This is a genomic window from Streptomyces sp. NBC_01275, from assembly GCF_026340655.1.
Classification (GTDB): domain Bacteria; phylum Actinomycetota; class Actinomycetes; order Streptomycetales; family Streptomycetaceae; genus Streptomyces.
Genome location: NZ_JAPEOZ010000001.1, coordinates 2,903,215 through 2,927,294, shown reverse-complemented (window position 1 = coordinate 2,927,294; position 24,080 = coordinate 2,903,215). Strand labels below are relative to the sequence as shown.

Here is a 24,080-nt window from a genome sequence, read left to right as displayed (position 1 = left end):
AGTCTTGCGGGCATGCAGGGTGAGTGGGCCGAGGACTTGGTCGGGCCGGATGTGTGGGAGACCTGCCGGGAGTTGATCCCGGTGGGGAGTGTGTTCGCGTTCCTGGCCGAGCACCGTGAGGTGCTGTTCCCGCCGGGGATGTTCGCGGACATGTATCCGTCGGCGAACGGGCGGCCGAGTCTGCCGCCGCAGGTGCTGGCCGCGACGGTGGTGCTGCAGAGCCTGCAGAACCTGCAGGGTCTGTCGGACTTCGAGACGGTCCAGGAACTGCGGTGTGACCTGCGGTGGAAGGCCGCTTGCGGGCTCGGGCTGTACGACACTGCGTTCGACCCGTCGCTGCTGACGTACTTCCGGCGCCGACTTCGCCACTCGGCCGATCCGACGCGGATCTTCACCAAGGTGAAGGAGGTCGTGGCCGCGACCGGTGTGCTCAAGGGCAGGCAGCGGCGCGCTTTGGACTCCACGGTGCTCGATGACGCGGTGGCCATCCAGGACACCGTCACCCAGATCGTCTCCGCGATCCGCCGGGTGATCCGCGAGGTCCCCGGCGCTCAGGAGACGGCCGCGGAGCACTGCCGGGCGCACGACTACACCGACCCGGGCAAACCGAAGATCGCCTGGGACGACGAGGCCGCCCGCGCCGCTCTGGTCGATGCGCTGGTCACCGACGCCCTCAGCCTGCTCGGGCACCTGCCAGAACGGAATCTGGGCGAGAAGGCGGCGAACGCGGTCGGCCCGCTTGCCCTGGTCGCCGGGCAGGACGTCGAGCCGGCAGAGGACTCCGACGGGCGCGACGGCCGCTGGCGCATCGCCCGGCGCACGGTGGCGGACCGGACCGTGTCCACCGTCGATGCCGATGCGCGCCACATCCACAAGAACCGCACCCGTCACCAGGACGGCTTCAAAGGGCATGCGTCGTTCGAGCCGGAGACCGGGCTGTTCACGGCCGTCGCCCTGACCGGCGGCTACGGCCCCGACAACCACGAGGCCGCCGTCGCCGCCGCTCTTCTGGCCGACGAAGACCAGGACGCGGAGTTAACCGTGCTCGGCGATTCCGCCTACGGAACCGGCGACCTGCGCGCACAGCTACAGGCCGACAGCCACACCCTGGTCATCAAGCCGCCACCGCCACCTGCCCTGCCGGAGACACCGCCAACCTCGGCCAGATCAAAGCGGACGGCGCCCGAACCGCCCAGTTCAAGCGCGTCTGCACCGGCTGCCCCCTGCGGGAACGCTGCACCACCTCCCGGACCGGACGCACCCTCAACGTCCACCCCCAGTACGAACTGCCGGCCGCCGCCCGGGCCCAGGCCGCCACCGACACCCTCTGGCAGGACGAGTACCGCCGATGGCGGCCACCCGTCGAACGCGCCATCGCCTGGCTCGTCGCCAAGGGCAACCGCCGGGTCCCCTACCGCGGCGTCATCGCCAACAACATCTGGCTCCACCACCGCGCCGCCGCCCTCAACCTCCGCCGACTGATCAACCTCGGACTCACCCGGACCAACACCAGCTGGCACCTCACCCCAGCCACCACATAGCGAAAAGGGCCGCCCGGCCCACGACCGGACAGCCCCACAACAAGATTTTCAGCAGTCTTCTAGCGTGGTACCTGGCTGGGCAGGCCCAATTTTGGGGGTGCATGACGCGTGCGGTGGGAGATCCGGGCGGTCGTGGAGAACGGCACTGCCGAAGTGGTCGACTTCTACCGATGGCTGCGGTCCGATGAGGGTCGGCCCGAGGCGCTGACTTTGGAATCACGAGCTCAGGCCGATGCCGACGGGCTGATGGGCCCGCTGGAGGTCGTCAGCCTCGCGCTTACTCACGCCGAGGCGGTGGCCAACCTCGTGATGCTCTACGCGAACTGGCGGCTTACGCCCGGCCCCCGGCCGACCGCCGCCTTCACTTTCCGGCGAGCTGCGGACGGCCTGTCCGTGACCGTTGACGGCGCCTCCGACGAGGATGTACGCCGACTGATGGCCGTGCTCTCCACCCCCTTACCCTCACCTCCTACTGTCCCGGCCCCGCCGTCGGCTCCGTTGCCGTGAAGTTGGCCGATCCCGAGAAGTCGTGCGCCGTACTGATTGGCGCCTCGGCGTACGGCGACCCCGGGCTGAATGAGCTCCCGGCCGTGACGAACAACGTCACTCGGCTCGGCGAATTATTGATGGACCACGACGTCTGGGGGCTGCCCGAGGAACGCTGCATCCGTGTGCCGGAGCCAAAGACGCTCGTGGAGTTGTTGGATCCGATCCACGAAGCCGCCCGAGCGGCGACGGACACCCTGTTCGTGTACTTCGCGGGACACGGACTCATCCACCCCACCGATATCAACACGTTGCTGCTCGCGCTGCCGACCACGAACCCGCCCCGCCCGTACACCGCTGTGGACTTCGCCCAAGTGCGGGCCGTGGTGCGGTCCTCTGCGCCTGACGTCAACCGACTGGTTGTGCTGGACTGCTGCTATGCCGGTCGTGCGTTTGACGGAGGCATGAACGGCTCCAGTGACGAAGTCATACTGGCTCAACAGGCTCGGATCGGCGGGCGTACCTGCTCACCGCATGCTCCGCCACCAGGCAAGCTCTAGCGCCGCCCGACGAGAGGTACACAGCTTTCACCGGCGAACTGATCCGCCTGCTGGAGCAAGGCCTGCCCGGCGCCAACCCTCTCATCGAGGTCATCGAGGTCATCGAGGTCATCGAGGTCATCGAGGCGTACGAGCACCTGTGCCGGGAATTGCGCGCGCAAAACAGGCCATTGCCACAGCAGCGGCTGGAAAACTCGGAGCGGAGCCTTGCCCCGGCCCGCAACCGGTATCGGCAGCTGGCGTCGTCGCCTCAGGCCTCCGAGCTACTGTGCGAGCAACCGCTAGCGGGCCGACCTCCCAGGCCGACCGAACCGGAGATCCCCACTGGGTTGAACGTCCCTACCGAGTGGGAGGAACTGCTCTGCAACAGGCCGCGGGACGTCATCGATGCCATTGCGCGCATGGAAAGCGAGGCCAGGTCGGAAGAAGCCCAAGAACTGCTGCTCTTTCTCAGCAGGTGGCGGCCCATACAGGAGGCCGCGATGCTGGTTGTCCTGCTGAATCGCAGAGACGGGCTGTCGCACCTCTCGCCGCTGCGGCGCATGCTCCACCGTCAGCCATACCTCTCGGACATGACCCGAGTGGTGGTGCAACGCGGTCCGGCCGCGGTCGTGGAGTACGTGAAGGCTCTAAGCGTAGTCAACGAGGATCGCGGAGAGGCTGTCCGAGCGTGCCGGATGACGGCGGTCGACCTCGACGTTGACGACGTGGCACAAACTGTGAAGGCCCTGAGGGCAGCGGAGTTCGGCACCGAGGCCGACAACGTCATCAGGGTCGCCGGTAAAGATCCGCAGGCTATCGGGCGCATCGTCCCGCTGGCCGGCGCGCTGTGGTCGGCCGGAATGGACGCTGACGCCGACCGTCTGCTGGAGATGGTGACGGGGAATTCCCCTGAACAGGCCCTGGAGTTGGCCGGAGAGATGCTGGCTCTCGGGCGCCACATGAAGGCTTTCGAGCTGTATCTGAAGGCGGCGGCGGTGATCGCACATCGGCCGGCCAGCGAGTCCGTGCGCATCCTGTCGGCGATGGACGAGGCCGGTCACGGCGACTTAGCGGAGCCCTCTTGCGAGCTCTCGTCGCGGCCGCTCTCGCGCCGACAAACATTTTCAGGCTCTGTGAGGAACTGTCAGCCGCGGGCATGGCGGACCGGGTGCTGATCGTCCTCGGCGAAGCGGCCGCACAGCAGTCCGTGGACGGCATCGTCGACCTGGCGGAGAGTCTGTGGACCGACGGCCGTGCAGAGTCCGCAATCCATCTGCTCGGTGCGGCAGCACAGGTACAACCCGTAGGGACGGCGACGCATCGGTTCTTTGACCTGCTGATGGAGTTCGGGCGGCCGACTGACGCAGTGCATCTACTCACCGGGCTGGTTGACCGGTCGGTGCCCGATGCCACGCTGCTGCTGGAGTCTCTGTGGCGATCGGAGCGGCACGACGACGTCGACCGGATGCGGACGGCCCTCGATCGTCGGCAGTGGCACCGCAACCAGATATACCGTGTTCTGCTGACCTCATCCGGTACGGACGAGGGACTCAAAGCCCGGATGGCGCGTATGCCGGAGCGGGACCTCGTCGCATTCCTGAGGGATCTGCAGACTTACCAGGACGCGAGTGGCCTGGTGTTGCTGCTGAAAATCGTCGCTGACGGCAACCCGGACGTCTGCGCCCGGCTCATCCTGCGACGTGCCCGGGCCGGGCTCGGCACCGAAGCGGTGGTCCTGGCCTGCGTGGCTCCCAACCTCGACGAAACGCGCCCACTAGCCGACAGACAAGGCAGCTGGGGCCCGGGAGCCGACGAGGTGCACAAGTTGCTGACCAGGCAGTGGCCGGACATGGAACTGCATGCCTACGTCCTGGCCGTCCTGTGCGCCGCCGGCCAGGAGGAGGCGGTACTGGAGTCGCTGGTCGGCTTCACTTGGGGACGCCGTGTCTCTCAAATCGTCTCGTTCACGAAGGCACTGGACCGACAGGGCCTCACCTCCTGCGCCCAGGCTGTGATCCGGGAGGTCGACACAAGGGAATGTTTCAAGCACCTTGTCCGACGCCTGTCCCAGGCCGACCTGCGTTCTTACGCGGTCCTCGCGCTCAATACCCACCCGGGCCTCGGCCCCGCGCCGCGGCGCTATCCCTCACAGGGGCAGGCAAAACACTACTGGTTGCCCGAAGCGGGCCGCCCGTCGATAACCGAACCGGACCCTGACTGCTGAATCCGTGGGCTTGCGAGCCCGTCGCGGACGACCCCGGCCCTGGTTTCCGGGCCGACGTCCCCCACACGCAAGGGCACCGATCCGACGTTAGATTTACACTCCCATATCCGGGGTGGAGCCTCTGGGCGTTGGAAAGGGACTCCGCTGAGCGCGGGTTCAAAGCTCGTCCTTGAGCTGGAGCGATCGCCCTCTATCTCTGCAGTGCGATCCTGCCGGGTCTCATCGAGGCCGAGTTGAGGCCACAAGGACTGGAACAGACCGACAAGGGCTGACGAGCCCCAACATGGATTACCGCATCTGACCTGCGAAAACGTCAGGGATGAGCGTTGATCGGCAAGGACCGCCAAGATCCTCAAAGGACTCATAATCCGTCGGCCGTGGGTTCGAGTCCCACCCGCCCCACCTGTGCAGGGTTCTGACCTGCGGAAACGTTTATTTTTGGGTGTCGGAGCGTCAACTCTGCCTGGACGGACTGGATCCGCTGCTCGTGCGTTTGGGGCTCGGCCGAGGTCGGGGGATCTCGATCCCCTCTGACCTGCGGCGGAGTAGGCGTTCGAGGTTGTCGATCGCCGTCCGGGCGACTGCCATGAGGTCCGATGTCAAGACCCAGGGGCCGTACAGGGGCCGGGACGGCGCGGCCGTGTCCAGGCCGATGGTTTCTCCGGGCCGACTCGTTGTCCCATCTGTGGGTTGCGCGACACGGGCTGCTGTCCCCAGCGCGGCAGTCGAGTACCGGGCCGACAGCGGAGGCAGTGCAGATACCGGCACGCCGGGTGTGGGGGCGCGGGTAGGGCGGCATCGGCTGTTCATCGTGCTGTGGAGACGGTTTGACTGTGCGCACCGCAATGAGTGGAATCAGCATCGCCAGGGCCTGTGGGGACGGCCGGGGGCCGCGGCCCGCCTGGGCCGCCCCCCGACCGTCCCCACACGGCTATCAGGGCACTTCCCCGTTTTCGTCCTGGCTCACTATGCGCTGGTCACGGGTGGTTGCTGCCCCATGGCATCGGCGTGGCGGGTGGGGCGGTCGTGGGCTCTCCGTCCGCGTCGCACGCTTCCGGATCCGACGGCGGGAGCAGCCTGTACATGCCGATCCGGTCGGTTCTGAACCGCACATCCTCGCTCCCGGTGGAGGCCGAGCGGCCGATCTCCTCGGGCAGTTCGGCCTCGGACAGACGCGCACCCGCGTACGCCGCCATGAGGACGCCGGTACAGGCGCCGCGTTCCCCGGCGGAAAGGCCGGGAGGGAAGCCGATGCCCCGGTCCTCGGTTCCGTCGGTGGCCAGCTGGTAGCGCAGCGCGGACGTCATGTCCGTCCCCGATGCCGTGGCGGTGAGCTCCCAGAACTCGACCTGCACGGTGACCGGTTCGCACAGCGGCCCGCCGTCGTCCGTGTCGCTCGGACGGATCACGACGGCCGCGGCCTCATCGCCCGCGCTCCCGTCAGCCGCGCTCCCGTCGGCCGTGGCCGCAGAGAACGACACGCTGGGGCGCAGCCACCGCGCCTCGTCCCTCGCCGACCAGCCGCTGTTCTCGCGGCAGCCGCCGGCCTCCGCGCTGTCGGCCGTTCCCGAACAGCCGGCCGTCAGCAGGGCGAGCGACGCTGCCAACGAGATCAACGACCCGTGTGCGACGTGGGTTGTGGACATGGTCTCCCTCGATCGGAGCGGGCGAGGCGTGGTGGCACCTCGCGGATTGTGCGGGGAGCAGTCTTCGCGGACCGTGCCGGCAACCGGGGGCCCGGGAACCTCATGTGTCCGACCTGTGACCAACAGAAGCCGCCGGTGTCCGGCGGCTTCCGAGCCGTCCGTCTCGTGGCAGGGACCTGGATGGGCTGGGCGAGAGACTGATTGCCAGGCATTCGACATGATTTCGGCGATTCGTTGCCGAATTCTCCAAACCGTTGAGCATTTGTCGTTCGCTCTTCACGCTTTCCCTGTCAAGTGCCCCGAGGTACGGCCTCGGGACTTCACCGCTTCAGAAGCGAGTCGAGCATGGTGAGTGTCCGTTCGTCCTTGGCGCAGTTGCCCCCCTACGTCCCTGGCCGCAAGCTGCCCGGTGCGGTCGTGCTGGCCAGCAACGAATCCCCTTACGGGCTGCTGCCCGGGGTTGCCGGAACGCTCTCGGAGCTGGCCGCAGGCGTGTCGCGGTACCCCGACATGAGCGCCACCTCACTCGTCCAGGTCCTGGCCGCGCACCACGGTGTCGAGCTGGAGCGGATCGCGGTGGGCGCCGGCTCCTCCGAGGTCTGCGGACAGCTGCTGCACTCGGTCGTCGGCCCCGGCGACGAGGTCGTCTTCGGCTGGCGGTCCTTCGAGGCGTACCCCATCCTCACGGCGGTCGCCGGCGGTACGGCGGTGCGGGTTCCGTTGCGGGACCACGCGCTGGACCTCGACGCCATGGCCACGGCGATCACCGGCCGGACCCGGCTGGTCTTCGTCTGCAACCCCAACAACCCCACCTCCACCGCGGTCGGCGAGCGCGCGCTCAGTGACTTCGCGGACCGGGTTCCGGACGACGTGCTGATCGTCGTCGACGAGGCCTACCGGGAGTACGCCGATCCGGCCCTGGTCCCCGACGCCCTCGCCCTGCTCGGCGACCGGCCGAACGTGGTGGTGCTGCGGACCTTCTCCAAGGCGTACGGCCTGGCGGGACTGCGCGTCGGCTACTGCGTGGCGCCGCCGGAGCTCACCGCCCATGTACGCAAGACCCAAGTGCCGTTCAGCGTCAGCGCGCTTGCCCAGGAGGCCGCCGTCGTCGCCCTCGGGGAGCGCGCGGAGGCAGCCCGCCGTGCGGCACTCACAGTCGCCGAACGGGAGCGCGTCACCCTGCGGTTGCGCGCGCTCGGCTTCGAAGTGCCGGACTCCCAGGCCAACTTCGTCTGGCTGCCGCTCGGAGACGACAGCGCGGACTTCGCCGTGCACTGCCTCGACGGGAAGGTCGTCGTCCGTCCGTTCCTCGGTGAAGGAGTCCGGGTGACCATCGGTCTGCCGGAGGAGAACGACGCCCTGCTCGCGCTGGCCGCTGCCTGGAGAGGCTGAAGGCCATGCGTCCCAGTCCCTATGAGCGGCATCGTGAGCTGCTACAGGAGGCCGTACGGGCCCTCGCGGCCGGTGAATGCCGTCGGCCCTTCACGGAGGCGACCGGGCAGGATGCCGCCGACGCGGGCATGAGATCGACGCGAACGGCGGGGAAGGTCTTCGGCTCCCTGCTGGGACGGCCTTTCGACCTCGACCAGCCCGGAGAACTCGGCCAGGTGGCCACCGAGTCCTCCCCGTACGGCACAGGCACGTACGGCATGGGCATCGGCTACCCGCGCTGCGACCCCGCGGCGCTGGTGGCGGCGGCCGGGCGGGCGGCGGCCGGATGGCGTGCCGCCGGGCCGTACCAACGTGCCGGGCTGGCCGTGGAGATACTGCGCCGGCTGAACACGCGCAGTCATGAGCTGGCCCTTGCGGTGCACCACACCACCGGCCAGCCGCCGGAGGCGGCGTTCCGGGCCGCCGGGCCGCGCGCCCAGGACCGCGCGCTGGAGGCTGTGGCCCATGCCTTCGCCGAGTCGGCGCGCGTCCCTGCGGACCTGAGTTGGGAGAGCCCCCGACGCAGGGGGCAACCGCCGGCGATGCGGGGCACCTGCACCCTGGTGCCCCGGGGAGTGTCGCTGCTCATCGGCTGCCCCGACTATCCGCTCTGGAACGGCTATCCGGGCCTGTTCGCCAGCCTGGTGACCGGAAATCCCGTGATCGTGGCCCCGCATCCGCGCTCCGTGCTGCCCCTGGCGATCACTGTTCGCGTCGCACGGCAGGTGCTGGCGGAGGCCGGGCACGCCCCGGACATCGTGACCCTGGCGGTGGCGGAACCGGAGGAACGGCTGCACCGGCGGCTGGCCACGGACCCGGCGGTGCGCATTGTCGACTTCACAGGCTCGGCGCGGTTCGCCGACTGGCTGGAGCAACACGCCCGCCAGGCCACCGTGTTCGCCAACCGGACCGGCCTGAACACCGTGATCGTCGACTCCACCGAGAACTACCGGGATCTGGTGCGAGGCCTCGCCCGTTCCCTGTGCCTGTGCAGCGGCACGTTCCGCACCACGCCGCAGAACATCCTGGTGCCGACGACGGGCATCGTGACCGACGAGGGGCACAGGAGCCTCAGGGATTTCGGCGCCGACATCCGCGAGGCCGTGGACCGGCTGCTCGGGCATCCGGCACGTGTGACGAGGCTGCTGGGCGCGATCACCGGCAACGAGGTGCGGGCCGCACTGGCGCAGGCCGCCCAGTACGGTGCGGTGCTGTCCGCGTCCCGGCCCCTGTACCACCCGGACCATCCCGGCGCCGATCTGCGCAGCCCGCTGCTCGTCCGGCTGGGAGCGCGGGACGAGCGGATCTACGCCAGGGAGTGGCCGGGTCCGGTCTCGTTCCTGGTGGGCACCGACTCGACCTCGCACAGCCTGGCGCTGTTCCGCTCCACCGTGGGACGCCACGGAGCACCGTACGCCGCGGTGCACTCGACCGACCCGCTGGTACTGGCGGTCGCCGAGTCGGCGGCGCTGGACGCCGGAGTGCATCTGGTGCAGAACCTCGCGGACGACTTTCCCGCCGATCCCTCCTCGGCCGGCGCGGACCTGCCCGCCGCGGGTGCCCACTTCGTCACGGGACGGTTCCGGGTGGTGCGGTCCCGGCGGCACGCCGCGCCGGCGGCCCCGGCTCCGGCTGCGGGGCCGACCCCGGTCCCGATCCGGGTGGCGGTCTCTGCGCCGGTCCTGATGGCGGAGCCGGCTCGCGTTCCGGTGCCGGACGTCGGCTCCGCCACCGAACTGCACGTCTGAGCGGCCCGGTGACTGTGCCCGTGCTGCGTCCCCGAGCCCGGGGCAGGCCGAGCCGAGTTCCGGGCCTGGGCCGAGCCGCGTCCCGGCTCCGGGCCCGACGGTCACGCCGTCCAGTCGGCTCCGCGGCCCCGCACCTCGTCGAAGACCAGCCAGGTGCGGGTCGAGCGCACCCCCGGCACCGCCTGGATGCTCTCCAGCACGACCCGGCGCAGCGCCAGGTTGTCCGGTGCACGGACCAGCACCAGGACGTCGAAGTCGCCCGTGACGAGGGCGACATGCTCGACGTACGGCATGTCGCGCAGCTCGCGCGAGATGTCACGCCAGGCGTTCTGCTCGATGGTCAGCGTCACGTAGGCGCTCGTGCCGAGTCCCGCCCGCTGTGGATTGAGCTGCGCGGTGAAGCCGGTGATGACCTCCTCGGCCACCAGTCGGCCGATGCGTGTGTACGCGTTGGCGCGTGAGATGTGCACGTCCTCCGCGAGCGCCCGGACCGAGACCCGGCCGTCCCTGAGCAGCCGGGCCAGGATCTGCCGGTCGATGTCGTCGAGCGGAACGGCAGTTCGTCCGGGCACCGACCCCGCCGGTGAGGTTTCCTCGGACACATTGCCCTCCTGGTGTGGCTCGGTTCGGCAGTTCATCGCCAGTTCGGCCGAAGTATTGAACACATATTCCGTTATGGCGACCATTCTCCTGTCAAGTGTCCAGAGAAAGCGAGTGCCCTCCATGTCCGTGAAGAGCCTCCGACAGACGGTCCAGGGCCTCCTGCCGTCCCTCACGCCGGTGCGGTTCGTGGCCGAGGACGGCACTCCGGTGGCCAAGGTGCCGGCCGGATACACCGAGCCCCCGGTCGAGACCCTCCGCGACGCCTACCGGCGGATGGTCCTGGGTCGCCGCTTCGACACCCAGGCGACCGCGCTCACCAAGCAGGGGCGGCTCGCGGTCTACCCGTCCAGCCGGGGCCAGGAGGCATGTCAGGTCGGTGCCGTGCTCGCGCTGCGCCCCGACGACTGGCTCTTCCCGACCTACCGGGACTCCATGGCCCTGGTCGCCCGTGGCATCGACCCCCTCGAGGTGCTGACGCTGCTGCGCGGCGACTGGCACTGCGGCTACGACCCGGCCGCCACCCGCGTCGCCCCCCAGTGCACCCCGCTGGCCACCCAGGTGCTGCACGCCACCGGCATGGCGGAGTCGTTGCGCCGGAAGGGCGGGGACGGCGTGGCGATGGCTCTCGTCGGGGACGGCGCCACCAGCGAGGGCGACTTCCACGAGGCGCTGAACTTCGCTGCCGTCTTCCGTGCGCCGGTCGTCTTCTTCGTCCAGAACAACAAGTACGCGATCTCCGTGCCGCTGGCCCGGCAGACCGCGGCGCCCGCCCTCGCGTACAAGGGAATCGGCCACGGTGTGCGCTGCGAGCAGGTCGACGGCAACGACCTGGTCGCCGTGCTGGCGGTGCTGACCGCGGCCGTCGAACATGCCCGCGCCGGGCACGGCCCCTTCCTGGTCGAGGCGCACACCTATCGCATGGACGCGCACACCAACGCCGACGACGCCACCCGCTACCGGGACGACGAGGAGGTCGAGCGGTGGAGCGCAGCCGACCCGCTCAGCCGGCTGGAGGCACTCCTGCGGGCCCGTGGCGCGCTCACCGACGAGGACGTCGCGGCGGTGCGGGAGGAGGCGGAGGCACTGGCCGCCGAACTGCGCGCCGGCATGAACGCGGAAACCGTCCCGGACCCACTGGAGCTCTTCGACCACGTCTACGCCGAGCCGACGCCGCAACTACGCGAACAGCGCGCCTTGTTGGCCGCCGAGCTGGCCGAGCTCGCCGAAGCCGACGAACCCACCACGTTTCAGACTCAGGAGGACTGACGGCCATGGCCAAGGTCACGATGGCGCAGGCGCTGAACACCGCTCTTCGCGACGCACTGCGCGAGGACGAGCGCGTACTCGTCTTCGGAGAGGACGTCGGCCCCCTCGGCGGTGTCTTCCGGATCACCGACGGACTGACACGCGACTTCGGCGAGCAGCGGTGCTTCGACACCCCGCTGGCCGAGGCCGGCATCGTCGGACTGGCCGTCGGCATGGCGATGGGCGGCTTCCGGCCCGTGGTGGAAATGCAGTTCGACGCCTTCGCGTACCCCGCCTTCGAGCAGATCGCCTCGCACGTCGCCAAGCTGCGCAACCGCACCCGGGGACGCCTCACGCTGCCGATGGTGATCCGCATCCCGTACGCGGGCGGCATCGGCGGAGTCGAGCACCACTGCGACTCCAGCGAGGCGTACTACGCGCACACGCCGGGACTGAAGGTCGTCACCCCGGCGACGGCCGAGGACGCGTACTGGCTGCTGCGCGACGCCGTGGCCGACCCCGACCCGGTCGTCTTCCTGGAGCCGAAGAAGCTGTACTGGTCGAGGGAGGACACCGACCTGGAACGGCGCGCCGCGCTGCCCTTCGGACGGGCGGCGATCCGGCGGGAGGGCCGTGACGCCACGGTCGTCGCGTACGGGCCGTCGGTTCCGGTGGCCCTGGCCGCCGCGGCAGCCGCCGCGGCCGAGGGCATCGAACTCGAGGTCGTGGACCTGCGGACCCTGGTGCCCTACGACGACGAGACGGTCACGGCATCGGTACGCCGGACCGGGCGCTGCCTGGTCGTCCAGGAGGCCCAGGGCTTCGCGGGCGTCGGGGCGGAGATCGCCGCACGCGTGCAGGAGCGCTGCTTCCACTCACTGGCCGCACCTGTCCTGAGGGTCGCCGGCTTCGACATCCCTTATCCGCCGCCGAAGTTGGAGCACGCGCACCTGCCCGGCGTCGACCGGATCCTCGACGCCGTCGACCGCCTCCAGCTCACCGACGAGCCGGACACCCGGCACCTGCTGAAGGGAGCGGTCGCATGACCACCGCACCGCTCCAGGAGCAGCTGTTCCGGCTGCCCGACCTCGGCGAAGGACTGGCCGAGGCCGAGATCGTCGAGTGGAAGGTCGCGGTCGGCGACACGGTGACGATCGACCAGATCGTCGTCGAGGTCGAGACCGCCAAGGCAGCGGTCGAGGTACCGGTCCCGTACGCGGGCACAGTGCTGCGACTGCACACGGAGGCGGGCACGGCGCTGGCGGTGGGGGAACCGCTGATCACGGTGGGCGCGGACCCCTCCGGCGGTGTCGGCGCCTCCGAGGGGTCGGGTGGCGGCCCCCGTCCCGAGGCGCCGGGGGCCGGTACGGCCGATGGCACCTCCGGTACGGCGCCGGGCGGGTCGGTTTCGGCCGAGGCGGCCGCGGAGCGTTACCGGGAGGAGGAACAGGCCGGTTCCGGCAACGTCCTGATCGGCTACGGCACCGGCCACGGCCCGGCGCTTTCGCGCCGCCGCCGTCGGCGTGCCGCCGTGGTGGTCCCGGGCGAGGCGTCCGGTGCCGCGAGCGTCTCGAGCGCCGGTGCCGCGGCTGCTGACGTCGAGGCCCTGACCGGCGTCGGAACACCGGCGCGCGACGGCCACCCCGCCCCGGCCGCGGCAGGATCGCCGCACCCACCCCGGGTGATCTCCCCCCTGGTACGGAGGGTGGCCCGGGACCACGGTGTCGACCTCGCCGGCCTGGCGCCGTCCGGTCCCGCCGGCGTCGTTCTGAGACGGGACGTGGAACAGGCCATCCTCCGGGCCGCCACGCAGGCGCCGACGGAACCCGTCCCCGCACCGAACACCCCGGTGCGGCAGGCATCGGCGCCCGCCCCGGAGGCACGAAGGGCCCCCGACGGTGCCGAGCGCATACCGCTGCGCGGAGTACGGGGTGCCATCGCGAACAAACTCTCCCGCAGCCGCACCGAGATCCCCGACGCCACCACCTGGGTCGACGTGGACGCGACCGGGCTGCTCCAGGCCAAGAAGGCGCTGGAGGCCGCCGAACCAGGCCGCCGCATAGGGCTGTTGGCCCTGCTGGCCCGTATATGCGTCTCCGGCCTCTGTCGCTACCCGGAACTGAACTCCACGGTGGACACCGAGCGGCGGGAGATCGTCCGCGTCAGTGAGGTGCACCTGGGTTTCGCCGCCCAGACCGAACGCGGCCTGGTCGTCCCCGTCGTCCGTGACGCCCACCGCCTGACGACCGTACAACTGGCCGCCGAACTCGCCCGGTTGACCGAGCTCGCCCGCAACGGGAGTCTGCCTCCCGACCGTCTGACCGGCGGAACCTTCACCCTCAACAACTACGGCGTGTTCGGCGTGGACGGCTCCACGCCCATCATCAACCACCCGGAGGCCGCCCTGCTCGGCGCGGGCCGCATCGTCGACAAACCCTGGGTGGTGGACGGCACGCTGGCCGTCCGCAAGGTCATGCAGCTCTCCCTCAGCTTCGACCACCGGGTCTGCGACGGGGGAGTGGCCGGAGGCTTCCTTCGTTTCGTGGCCGACTGCGTGGAGCGTCCGGCGATCCTGCTCGCCGACGTCTGATCCGGCCCCCCATTTCCCTTGTCTCCGCCTGGGTGCCCCGCACCCATCGACCTACCGAACGTTCGGCCAGGAGCCCCTCGTGTCCACTGACCCACACCCCGACTTCTTCGTACGCCATACGGATCTGCTTCACCAGGCCGTGGAGCGTGCCGCCGCCCGCGACTACTGGTCGCCATACCCGGAAAGGCCCAGCACCTCCGCGTACGGAGCCGGGGCACCCGAGGTGGGCGAGGCGGCCTTGCGCGGCCTCCTCGGCCAGCCCTTCCCCCTCGAAGGGCACCCCACGACCGGCACCGTGCCCGCCGCCGAGATCTCCCCCTACGGCTTCCCCCTCGGCATCAGCTACCCCTGCCTGGTGCCCGAGGTCGCCGTCGCGACGGCCAGGTCCGCCGCCGTGGCGTGGCGCGCCGCGAGCCCGGACACCCGGGCCGGCGTCGCGGCGGAGATCCTGGCCCGGCTGAACGCGGCGAGCTTCGAGATCGCGCACGCCGTGCAGCACACCACCGGCCAGCCCTTCGGCATGGCCTTTCAGGCAGGCGGTCCGCACGCCCAGGACCGCGGCCTCGAAGCGGTCGCGTACGCCTGGCAGGAGCAGCGGCGCCATCCGGCCACCGCCCGCTGGAGCAAGCCGCAGCGCAGAGGCGGCCCACTCGTCATGGACAAGACCTTCACCCCCGTCGGACGCGGGGTGGCGGTGCTGATCGCCTGCAACACCTTCCCCACCTGGAACGGCTATCCAGGGCTCTTCGCAAGCCTGGTCACCGGCAACCCCGTGATCGTCAAACCGCACCGGCGGGCCGTACTGCCGCTGGCGATCACCGTGCGCATCGCCCGCGAGGTCCTGGCGGAGGCAGGCTTCGACCCGGACGTGGTGCTGCTCGCCGCCGAGCGCGACGACGAGCGAACCGCGCCCGCACTCGCCACCCATCCCGACGTACGCATCGTCGACTTCACCGGCTCCAGCGAGTTCGGCGACTGGCTGGAGGTCAACGCCCGCCAGGCCGTCGTACACACGGAGAAGTCCGGGCTCAACACCGTCGTCGTCGACTCCACGGACGACTACGCGGGACTCCTGCGCAACCTCGCCTTCTCGCTCTCCCTCTACAGCGGCCAGATGTGCACCACGCCGCAGAACATCCTCGTACCCCGCGACGGCTTCCCGACCGACCAAGGGCCGCGTACGGCAGACGAGTTCGCCGCCGCCCTGGGTGCCGCCCTGGACAAGCTGCTCGGCGATCCCGGCCGCGCCGCGGCCACCCTCGGCGCGATCGTGAACGCCGGGGTACTGGGACGTCTGGAGGAGGCGGCGGCCCTGGGACGTACCGCCCACACCTCCCGCGAACTGGCCCACCCCGACCACCCGGACGCGGTCGTCCGCACACCGCTGGTGGCCCGGCTCGACGCCGAGGCGGACGAGAAGACGTACACCAGTGAGTGGTTCGGGCCGGTCTCCTTCGTCATCGGCACCGACTCCACCGCGCACAGCCTGCGGCTGCTGCACGACACCGTGCGGCGGCACGGCGCCCTGACCGCCTCCGTGTACTCGACCGACGACACCGTGCTGGACGTGGCGCGGGCCACGGCCCTGGAGGCGGGTGTCCACCTGTCCGAGAACCTGACCGGCGGCGTCTTCGTCAACCAGTCCGCCGCCTTCAGTGACTTCCACGGCACCGCGGCCAACCCTGCCGCCAACGCCGCCCTCACCGACCCGGCCTTCGTCACCGGCCGCTTCTCGGTCGTCCAGTCCCGCCGCCATGCGCCCGCTCCCGCCGAGGAGAACGCCGATGCCTGACGAGGTCTATCTGATAGACGGGGCCCGCACCCCGCAGGGCGGTTACGGCGGCGCACTGGCGTCCGTGCGCCCCGACGACCTGGCCGCCCTCGTCGTCGGCGAGGCGGTACGGCGCTCCGGGGTCCCGGCCGACGCCGTGGACGAGGTGATCCTCGGCGCCGCCAACCAGGCCGGTGAGGACAACCGGGACGTGGCCCGGATGGCCGTGCTGCTCGCCGGACTGCCGCACACCGTGCCCGGATACACCGTCAACCGGCTGTGCGCCTCCGGGCTGACGGCCGTCGCCTCGGCCGCCCAGGCGATACGGGCGGGGGAAGCCGACCTGGTCGTGACGGGCGGAGTGGAGTCGATGACCCGCGCCCCCTGGGTGATGGCCAAACCCGGCACGCCCTGGGCCCGGCCCGCCGAGGTCCACGACACCTCCATCGGCTGGCGCTTCACCAACCCCCGCTTCCCCGCCACGACCACCCTGTCGATGGGCGAGACGGCGGAGGAGGTCGCCGCCCTGGACGGCATCACCCGCCTGGACGCGGACGCCTTCGCGCTGCGCAGCCACCGGCGGGCGATCGCCGCCCAGCAGGCGGGCCGCTTCGAGAAGGAGATCGTCCCGGTGCCGGTCAAGGACGGCGAGGTGACCCAGGACGAGGGGCCCCGGCCGTCCACCTCGCTGGAGAAGCTGGGCGGACTGCGCGCCGTCTTCCGCGCCGACGGAATCGTCACCGCGGGCAACTCCTCGCCGCTGTCCGACGGGGCCGCAGCCCTGCTGGTGGCGAGCGGGGCGGCGGTCGAACGGTACGGGCTCACTCCCCGGGCCCGTGTCGTCACCGCCGTCTCGGCCGGGGTCGAGCCCCACCTGATGGGGCTCGGGCCCGTGCCGGCCACCGCCAAGGCACTGGACCGGGCCGGCTGGACGGCCGGCGACCTGGACGCGGTCGAGCTGAACGAGGCCTTCGCCGTCCAGGCGCTGGCGGTCGTCCGCCGGTTGAAACTCGACGAGGACCGCGTCAACGCCGACGGCGGCGCCATCGCCCTCGGCCACCCGCTGGGCTGCTCCGGCGCCCGCATCCTGCTCACCCTGCTCGGACGCATGGAACGCGAGGACGCCCGCCGGGGCCTGGCGACTCTCTGCGTCGGGGTCGGGCAGGGCGTGGCGATGCTCGTGGAGCGGCCATGAGCACGTCCACGAGTACGTCGTACGACACCTTGCTGGTCGAGGAGCGCGCGGACCGGGTCGTCGTCACCCTGCACCGCCCCGAGGCCCGCAACGCCATCAGCGGCCGCATGATCGCCGAACTGCACCGGGTCTGCGAGGACTTGGAGCGCGATCCCAGGCTGTTGCTGCTCACCGGGCACGGCGGGGTCTTCGCCGGCGGCGCCGACATCGCCGAACTTCTCGGGCGCGGTCGGGACGAGGCCCTCCAGGGCATCAACAGCCGCCTGTTCGATCGGGTGCGCAGGCTGCCCATGCCCACCGTGGCCGCCGTGGACGGCTGGGCGCTCGGCGGCGGCGCCGAACTGGCGTACGCCTGCGACATCCGTATCGCCGGACCGGACGCCGTCTTCGGCAACCCCGAACCGGGCCTGGGCATCCTTGCCGCCGCCGGGGCCTGCTGGCGGCTGGGGGAGCTGCTCGGCGAGTCGGTGGCCAAGCAGGTCCTGCTCGCCGGACGGAACCTCGACGCGACGGCCGCGCTCGCCTGCGGGCTGGTCATGGACGTCGTACCGGCCGACCGGCTGACAGCCCAAGCGCACGCCCTGCTGGACCGCATGGCCCGCTCCTCCGCACTCGCCCTGCGCCTGACCAAGCTCGTCACGAACGCTCCCGGTGCCCATCCGGTGGCCGACGACCTCGCCCAGGCCGTGCTGTTCGAGGGCCGCGACAAGGAGGAGCGCATGACGCGCTTCCTGGCGAAGAACGAGAAGAACGAGAAGAACGAGATGCACGAGAAGAACGGAGCCCGGGCATGACCTCGGCATCAGCACCACCCGCCGTCGTGGGGGTGATCGGCGGCGGCCGGATGGGCGCCGGTATCGCCCAGTCCTTCGCGGCCGCCGGGTCGTCCGTGGTCGTCGTGGAGCACGACGGCGCGGCCGCGGCCGTCGCCCTGGACCGGATCACCGCGGGGCTGCGGCGGGCCGCCGAGCGCGGGGGGCTCGGCGGACCTGTGGCCGGTGACGTACCGGACCGGGTCACCATCGTGACCTCGATCGCCGGACTGCCCCACGACGCCGATCTGGTCGTCGAGGCGGTACCGGAGGACGCCGCGCTCAAGGCCCGCCTGCTCGCCGCCGCCGAACAGGCCGTGGGGGAGCGGTGCGTGCTGGCCACCAACACCAGCTCCCTGCCGGTCACCGAACTCGCGGCGGCCCTGAAGCGGCCCGGACGCTTCCTGGGCATGCACTTCTTCAACCCCGTGCCCGTCTCCGCGCTGATCGAGCTGGTCCTCGCTCCCGACACCACCGGGCAGACCCTCACAGCGGCGGTCGGCTGGACGCACGCCCTCGGCAAACAGGAGGTCGTGGTCCAGGACTCCCCGGGATTCGCCAGCAGCCGCCTCGGCCTCGCCCTCGGTCTGGAGGCGATCCGCATGGTCGAGGAGGGGGCCGCCGACCCGGAGGCCATCGACACGGCCATGCGCCTGGGCTACCGGCACCCGATGGGGCCGCTGCGCCTCACCGACGTCGTGGGTCTCGACGTACGGCTGGCCATCGCCGAACACCTGCACGCGACGCTCGGGGAGCGGTTCGCGCCGCCCGGGCTGCTGCGGGCGAAGGTCGCCCGAGGCGAGCTGGGCCGCAAGGCCGGTCAGGGGTTCTACTCGTGGCACTGACCGACGGGACGGCCACCGAGACCCAGGCGGGCGGGTACTCCGCCCCGTACGGGGTGGCGTACGACGTCACCGACGCCGTGGCCGTCATCGAACTGCGCGGACCCGCGAGCGGCAACACCCTCGACGCGCACATGCGCAGCGCACTCCTCATGGCGGCACGGCGCCTGACCACGGACACCGCACGCGGCGTGCGAGCGGCCCTGATCACCGCCCGCGGCAAGCACTTCTGCGTCGGCCAGGACCTCAGGGAACACGCCCGGCTGCTGCGGACCGAGCCCGCCGCGGCCTTCGCGAACATTCCCAACGAGTACAACCCGCTGGTCAAGGAGTTGCACGCGCTGCCGGTCCCGCTCGTCGTGGCCGTCGAGGGAGCCTGCGTCGGGGCCGGACTCGGCATCGCCCTCTGTGCCGACGTGCGGGTTGCCGGTGAAGGTGCTCGCTTCGGGACCGCCTTCACCGGCATCGGGCTGGCCTCCGACTCCGGGGTCGCCCGCGCCCTCGCCCGCCAGCTGGGCCCCTCGCGGACCGCAGGACTCATGCTGCTCAACGACCAGTTCTCTGCGCGGGACGCCTCGCACTGGGGCCTGGTCCACCGTGTCGTACCGGACGGCTCGGCCACAGCCCAAGGGCTGGCCCTCGCCCGCTCCCTGGCCGACGGACCCACCGCCGCCCACCGGGAGACCAAGGCACTGCTGCGGGCCGCTGCAACCACGCCCCTGCCGGCGGCGCTGGAGCGCGAGGTTGTGATCCAGCGGCGGCTCGGCGCCACCGACGACCACCACGAGGCCGTCGCGGCCTTCCTCGAACGCCGCAGCCCCGCCTTCCGAGGCCACTGACCCACCCACACACCGAATACGAAGGGACACGGACACCATGAACACACCCGCCGCCACCGGCGCACCCCCGCAGCCCCGGAGCCTCGAGTCGGCCTTCGAGGACACCATTGCCCGCGACCAGCGCGTCGAGCCCCGGGACTGGATGCCGGACGGCTACCGCAAGACGCTCATCCGGCAGATCGCCCAGCACGCGCACTCGGAGATCATCGGTATGCAGCCGGAGGGCGAGTGGATCACGCGTGCGCCGTCGCTGCGCCGCAAGGCGATCCTCTTCGCGAAGGTGCAGGACGAGGCCGGGCATGGCCTGTATCTGTACTCGGCCGCCGAGACGCTCGGCGCCGACCGCGTGGACCTCACCGAGTGGCTCATCGAGGGTCGGCAGAAGTACTCGTCGATCTTCAACTACCCGACCCGCACCTTCGCCGACGTCGGCGTGATCGGCTGGTTCGTCGACGGCGCCGCGATCTGCAACCAGGTGCCCCTGTGCCGGAGTTCGTACGGGCCGTACGGACGCGCCATGGTCCGCGTCTGCAAGGAGGAGTCCTTCCACCAGCGGCAGGGATACGAACTGCTGCTGACGATGATGCGCGGTACGGAGGAACAGCGAGCCATGGTCCAGGACGCCGTCGACCGCTGGTGGTGGCCATCGCTGATGATGTTCGGCCCTCCCGACGACAACTCGCCCAACTCGGCCCGGTCCATGGCCTGGAGGATCAAGCGGCACACCAACGACGAACTGCGGCAGCGGTTCGTCGACATGACCGTCCCGCAGGCCGAGAAGCTCGGCGTGACCCTGCCCGACCCCGAGTTGCGCTGGAACGAGGAGCGAGGGCACCACGACTTCGGCACCCCCGACTGGGACGAGTTGAAGCGGGTGATCTCCGGTGACGGACCGTGCAACGCCGAACGGATCGCGCGACGCCGGGCCGCGCACGAGGAGGGCGCCTGGGTGCGCGAGGCGGCCACCGCCCACGCGGCCAAGCAGGCAGCACGCGCGAGTGAAGGGGCGGCGGCATGAGCGGGACGACCAGGCGCGACTGGCCCCTGTACGAGGTGTTCGTCCGCGGCAAGCGCGGCCTCAACCACGTACACGTGGGCTCGCTGCGCGCGGCCGACGACCGGATGGCCCTCACCCATGCCCGGGACCTGTACACCCGGCGCAACGAGGGCGTCAGTATCTGGGCCGTGCGCTCGGACACCATCGCCGCCTCCACCCCCAGCGAGAAGGACCCCTTCTTCGCGCCCAGCGCCGACAAGGTCTACCGCCACCCCACCTTCTACGACATCCCCGACGACGTCCCCCACATCTAGGACCCAGGAGCAGGCAATGAGCGAGGACGACCTGTTCGTCGACCACGACAACGCGCGGTGGGCGTTCGGCACCGGCTTCACCGACCCACTGCACGGCGCGGACCAGGCGGTACCGGACGGCGTCGACGCCGGGGACGTGGCGGCCTGCTGCCTGGCGCTGGGCGACGACGCCCTGGTGTCCGCCCAGCGGCTGGCCGAGTGGTGCACCCGCGCCCCGGAACTGGAGGAGGAACTGGCGCTCGCCAACATCGGCCTGGACCTGCTCGGCCAGGCCCGTCTGCTGTACGCCAGGACCGGCCGGGCCGACGGCACGGGCCGCGGCGAGGACGCGTACGCCTACTTCCGCGACCCGGCCGACTTCCGCAACGTACGGCTCGCCGAACTGCCGGGCGGCGACTTCGCGTTCACCATCGCCCGGCTGCTGGTCACGTCCACCTGGCGACTCGCCCAGTTCGAGGCGCTGACCGGGGCGCCGGACCCGGTGCTGGCCGCCATCGCCGCGAAGAGCATGAAGGAACTGGCCTACCACCGCCACTACGCCGCCGAATGGACCGTACGGCTCGGTGACGGGACCGCCGAGTCCCGGTGCCGCATGGAAACGGCCCTGCACGGGATCGCGCCCTGGCTGGGCGAACTGCTGGCCGACCGCACCGCGGTACACCTCGGCGCCGACCCCGCCACCGTCACCGACCGAACCCTGCTCCTGCTCGCCGATGTGCTCGTGAAGGCCGGGCTGAACCCGTCCGAGGCCCTGCCGCTCGGGCCCGTGTCCGTCTCCTCCGTCCCCGGCGCCGGACGGGGCGGGGACCACACGAGGCATCTGGCGCCGCTCCTCGCCGAACTGCAGAGCGTCGCCCGCGCACACCCGGAAGCGGCATGGTGACGGTTCCGGATCCCGTCGAGCGCCGCAGGGAAGCGGAGGAACAGGCCCGGCACATCGCCGCCCAGGTCCCCGACCCCGAACTGCCCATGCTGACCGTCGCGGATCTCGGCGTGCTCCGCGGCATCGAGGTGGAGCAGGACGGAACGGTCGTCGCGCGACTCACCCCCACCTACGCGGGCTGCCCCGCGATGGCGGAGATGCGCGCCGAGGTCGCCACCCGGCTGCGCGCGGCCGGCTTTCGCGCCGTCCGCGTGGTCACGGTGCTCGACCCGCCGTGGACCACCGAATGGATCACCGCCGAAGGCCGCCGCAAGCTGGCGGAACACGGCGTCGCGCCACCCGGTGCACGCCGGAACCCGAACTCCGCGCCGGGGCCGACCTGGCTGACCCTGACCCCCGCCCCGGCCGTCGTGCCCTGTCCCCGCTGCGCCTCGACCGACACCGAGGAGATATCGCGATTCGCCGCCACCGCCTGCACGGCACTCAGACGCTGCCGCGCCTGCCTGGACCCCTTCCCACACGTCAAGGACATCTGATGCCCCATCCCCGTACGCCGGTCGCGGCACGAGCCCGCCGCCGTCCGGCCTTCCACGCCCTGCGCGTCGCCGCCGTCGAGCCGCTGTGCCCCGACGCCGCCGCCCTCACCTTCGACATCCCCAACCGTCTGGCCGCGGAGTTCGCCTTCCTCCCCGGCCAGTGCCTCACCCTGCGCCGCGAGATAGACGGGCGCGACGAGCGCCGCTCGTACTCCATCTGCGCACCGGCCGGGACACCGCCCCGCATCGGCGTCCGCGTCGTACCGGGCGGGCTGTTCTCTTCGTGGCTCGTCCATGGCGTACGCCCCGGAGACACCCTGGAAGTCATGGGCCCGGCCGGCGCCTTCACCCCTGACCTCACCGATGCCGGACACTCTGGTCGCCCCGGCCACCATGTGCTCGTCGCCGCCGGATCCGGCATCACGCCGATGCTGTCCATCGCCGCGTCGGTCCTCGGCGCGGACGGCGCCTCCCGCGTCACCCTCCTGTACGGCAACCGGCGCACCGGCACCGTGATGTTCGCGGACGAACTCGCCGACCTGAAGGACGAGTACCCGGCCCGCTTCCAGCTCGCCCACGTCCTGTCCCGCGAGCCGCGCGAAGCGGAACTGCTCTCCGGCCGCCTCGACTCCGGACGGCTCACCGCGCTGCTCGACGCCCTCGTCGACATCCAGGACGTCGGACACTGGTGGCTGTGCGGCCCGCACGGCATGGTCCGCGACGCCCGCGCGATCCTCTTCGGCCTCGGCGTCCCGGCCGACCGCGTCCACCAGGAACTGTTCCACGCAGACGATGAGCCACCCTCGCCGCCCGCCCGGACAACGACCGATCGGGACGACGCCCTGGCCGACGTCCCGACGAGCGAGGTCACCGTGGTCCTCGACGGCCGGGCCACCACGTACTCCGCCCCGCATCACCGCAGCGTCCTCGACGGCGCCCAACAGGCCCGTCCCGACCTGCCGTTCGCATGCAAGGGCGGCGTCTGCGGCACCTGCCGTGCCCTCGTCACCCACGGCCGGGCCGACATGCGCCGCAACTACGCCCTGGAACCCGCCGAGGTCTCCGCAGGCTACGTCCTCACCTGCCAGACCTTCGCTGCCTCCGACACGCTCACCGTCGACTTCGACAGCTGAGGGACGACGCCGAACGGGCCGCTGACTGTGATCCCCCGTCATGGAGAGACAAAGCTGGGGGAAGTTGGTCGGCACGCTGGTCGCCGCCCGGGACCGGGGGTGGAGCATCGTCGCGTTGGTAGGAGAATCCGCTGTGCGAAGGTTCCATGCCCTCGGCTGAACAGGGCGGACGCGGCACCTGCTGTGGTAAGCGTCCAACCCATCGGCTTCCAGGGGCCATTGAGGGGCCACAAGGATAGGAACAGACCGACAAGCACTACACAGGGCTGACCCAGATCAGCGCGTCTGACCTGCAAGAACGGCGTGAATCGGCACTGATCGGCAAGGGCCGCCAAGATCCCCAAAGGACTCATAATCCGTCGGCCGTGGGTTCGAGTCCCACCCGCCCCACACCACGCAGTGGTCACGAAGAATCGTTCTGACCAGCATGTTTGTCGTCCGGGGCGAGTGTATGAGGGTCCTGGCGGCCCTGTTGTGATCATGATTTCATGGTCGTCTGGACAGATTCTGGACGCCGATTCCGGTCAAGTCGGTTATGGCGCTTACGGGATAGTTCGTGTCGGCGTCGAGCAGGCCCCCGCCGGCTCGTCTCGTAGCGGGAATAAGCCCAAGGGAACGCCCCGACAATCGGCGCGCTGCCCCCGGGGGGGTCTGTTTGTGGTCTATGGCCTGTGCTCAATGTTGGTGATGTATCCTAGGTGC

General features: G+C 70.7%; 21 protein-coding genes and 1 pseudogene. 20 read left to right on the top strand and 2 right to left on the bottom strand.

What is annotated here, in order from left to right; all coding sequences use genetic code 11:
• Positions 1-12 precede the first annotated feature (12 nt).
• The 5 genes and pseudogenes from OG562_RS12690 (at position 13) to OG562_RS12670 (ending at position 4,793) form a co-directional block, all read left to right on the top strand.
• Positions 13-1,541: pseudogene (locus OG562_RS12690) on the top strand (IS1182 family transposase).
• 108 nt (positions 1,542-1,649) lie between these two features.
• A complete protein-coding gene (locus OG562_RS12685; RefSeq protein ID WP_266396724.1) occupies positions 1,650-2,048 on the top strand; it encodes a hypothetical protein in 399 nt (132 codons plus the stop codon).
• Complete coding sequence (locus OG562_RS12680) at positions 2,045-2,587, top strand: caspase family protein (protein ID WP_266396721.1); 543 nt, start codon at positions 2,045-2,047, stop codon at positions 2,585-2,587. The genes OG562_RS12685 and OG562_RS12680 overlap by 4 nt, the downstream gene beginning before the upstream one ends.
• Before the next feature lie 401 nt (positions 2,588-2,988).
• On the top strand, positions 2,989-3,744 hold the full coding sequence (locus tag OG562_RS12675) for a hypothetical protein (protein WP_266396719.1): 756 nt from the start codon (positions 2,989-2,991) through the stop codon (positions 3,742-3,744).
• On the top strand, positions 3,738-4,793 hold the full coding sequence (locus OG562_RS12670) for a hypothetical protein (protein ID WP_266396718.1): 1,056 nt from the start codon (positions 3,738-3,740) through the stop codon (positions 4,791-4,793). The genes OG562_RS12675 and OG562_RS12670 overlap by 7 nt, the downstream gene beginning before the upstream one ends.
• 977 nt (positions 4,794-5,770) lie before the next feature.
• Here OG562_RS12670 and OG562_RS12665 read toward each other — a convergent pair.
• Positions 5,771-6,439 carry a hypothetical protein gene (locus tag OG562_RS12665; protein WP_266396716.1) on the bottom strand — a complete coding sequence of 223 codons (669 nt, stop codon included), beginning with the start codon at positions 6,437-6,439 and terminating at the stop codon, positions 5,771-5,773.
• Between the two features lie 345 nt (positions 6,440-6,784).
• Here OG562_RS12665 and hisC point away from each other — a divergent pair, with 345 nt between their 5' ends.
• Together hisC and OG562_RS12655 are read left to right on the top strand one after the other, a co-directional pair.
• On the top strand, positions 6,785-7,831 hold the full coding sequence (hisC, locus tag OG562_RS12660; protein WP_266396713.1) for a histidinol-phosphate transaminase: 1,047 nt from the start codon (positions 6,785-6,787) through the stop codon (positions 7,829-7,831).
• 5 nt (positions 7,832-7,836) lie between these two features.
• Positions 7,837-9,618 carry an aldehyde dehydrogenase family protein gene (locus OG562_RS12655; RefSeq protein WP_266396711.1) on the top strand — a complete coding sequence of 594 codons (1,782 nt, stop codon included), beginning with the start codon at positions 7,837-7,839 and terminating at the stop codon, positions 9,616-9,618.
• A 101-nt stretch (positions 9,619-9,719) separates the two neighbouring features.
• Here OG562_RS12655 and OG562_RS12650 read toward each other — a convergent pair whose 3' ends face one another.
• Positions 9,720-10,220, bottom strand: a complete 501-nt coding sequence (locus tag OG562_RS12650) for an Lrp/AsnC family transcriptional regulator (protein ID WP_266396710.1) — start codon at positions 10,218-10,220, stop codon at positions 9,720-9,722.
• A 121-nt stretch (positions 10,221-10,341) separates the two neighbouring features.
• Between OG562_RS12650 and pdhA the strand changes: the two genes are divergently transcribed.
• The 13 genes from pdhA (at position 10,342) to paaE (ending at position 23,378) form a co-directional block, all read left to right on the top strand.
• Positions 10,342-11,487, top strand: a complete 1,146-nt coding sequence (gene pdhA / locus OG562_RS12645; protein WP_266396709.1) for a pyruvate dehydrogenase (acetyl-transferring) E1 component subunit alpha — start codon at positions 10,342-10,344, stop codon at positions 11,485-11,487.
• Between the two features lie 5 nt (positions 11,488-11,492).
• On the top strand, positions 11,493-12,512 hold the full coding sequence (locus OG562_RS12640; RefSeq protein ID WP_266396707.1) for an alpha-ketoacid dehydrogenase subunit beta: 1,020 nt from the start codon (positions 11,493-11,495) through the stop codon (positions 12,510-12,512).
• Complete coding sequence (locus OG562_RS12635) at positions 12,509-14,056, top strand: dihydrolipoamide acetyltransferase family protein (protein ID WP_266396706.1); 1,548 nt, start codon at positions 12,509-12,511, stop codon at positions 14,054-14,056. The genes OG562_RS12640 and OG562_RS12635 overlap by 4 nt, the downstream gene beginning before the upstream one ends.
• A gap of 79 nt (positions 14,057-14,135) precedes the next feature.
• The gene (gene paaN, locus OG562_RS12630; protein WP_266396703.1) at positions 14,136-15,848 is read left to right on the top strand and encodes a phenylacetic acid degradation protein PaaN; all 1,713 of its coding nucleotides are present in this window, start codon (positions 14,136-14,138) and stop codon (positions 15,846-15,848) included.
• On the top strand, positions 15,841-17,022 hold the full coding sequence (locus tag OG562_RS12625) for a thiolase family protein (RefSeq protein ID WP_266396701.1): 1,182 nt from the start codon (positions 15,841-15,843) through the stop codon (positions 17,020-17,022). Before paaN ends, OG562_RS12625 begins: the two co-directional genes overlap by 8 nt.
• Entirely contained in the window at positions 17,019-17,816 is a 798-nt protein-coding gene (locus OG562_RS12620; RefSeq protein ID WP_266396699.1) for an enoyl-CoA hydratase/isomerase family protein, read from the top strand. The genes OG562_RS12625 and OG562_RS12620 overlap by 4 nt, the downstream gene beginning before the upstream one ends.
• Complete coding sequence (locus OG562_RS12615) at positions 17,813-18,679, top strand: 3-hydroxyacyl-CoA dehydrogenase family protein (RefSeq protein ID WP_266396697.1); 867 nt, start codon at positions 17,813-17,815, stop codon at positions 18,677-18,679. Before OG562_RS12620 ends, OG562_RS12615 begins: the two co-directional genes overlap by 4 nt.
• Positions 18,670-19,515 (top strand): enoyl-CoA hydratase/isomerase family protein, encoded by an 846-nt coding sequence (locus OG562_RS12610; RefSeq protein ID WP_266396695.1) that lies wholly within the window; start codon positions 18,670-18,672, stop codon positions 19,513-19,515. Before OG562_RS12615 ends, OG562_RS12610 begins: the two co-directional genes overlap by 10 nt.
• Before the next feature lie 37 nt (positions 19,516-19,552).
• Entirely contained in the window at positions 19,553-20,533 is a 981-nt protein-coding gene (gene paaA, locus OG562_RS12605) for a 1,2-phenylacetyl-CoA epoxidase subunit PaaA (RefSeq protein WP_266396694.1), read from the top strand.
• On the top strand, positions 20,530-20,826 hold the full coding sequence (gene paaB / locus OG562_RS12600) for a 1,2-phenylacetyl-CoA epoxidase subunit PaaB (RefSeq protein WP_266396692.1): 297 nt from the start codon (positions 20,530-20,532) through the stop codon (positions 20,824-20,826). The genes paaA and paaB overlap by 4 nt, the downstream gene beginning before the upstream one ends.
• A 16-nt stretch (positions 20,827-20,842) precedes the next feature.
• On the top strand, positions 20,843-21,709 hold the full coding sequence (gene paaC / locus OG562_RS12595; protein ID WP_266396691.1) for a 1,2-phenylacetyl-CoA epoxidase subunit PaaC: 867 nt from the start codon (positions 20,843-20,845) through the stop codon (positions 21,707-21,709).
• On the top strand, positions 21,703-22,245 hold the full coding sequence (paaD, locus tag OG562_RS12590; RefSeq protein WP_266396689.1) for a 1,2-phenylacetyl-CoA epoxidase subunit PaaD: 543 nt from the start codon (positions 21,703-21,705) through the stop codon (positions 22,243-22,245). The genes paaC and paaD overlap by 7 nt, the downstream gene beginning before the upstream one ends.
• Positions 22,245-23,378, top strand: coding sequence for a 1,2-phenylacetyl-CoA epoxidase subunit PaaE (paaE, locus tag OG562_RS12585; RefSeq protein ID WP_266396688.1), 1,134 nt, complete (start codon positions 22,245-22,247; stop codon positions 23,376-23,378). The genes paaD and paaE overlap by 1 nt, the downstream gene beginning before the upstream one ends.
• Positions 23,379-24,080: the final 702 nt, after the last annotated feature.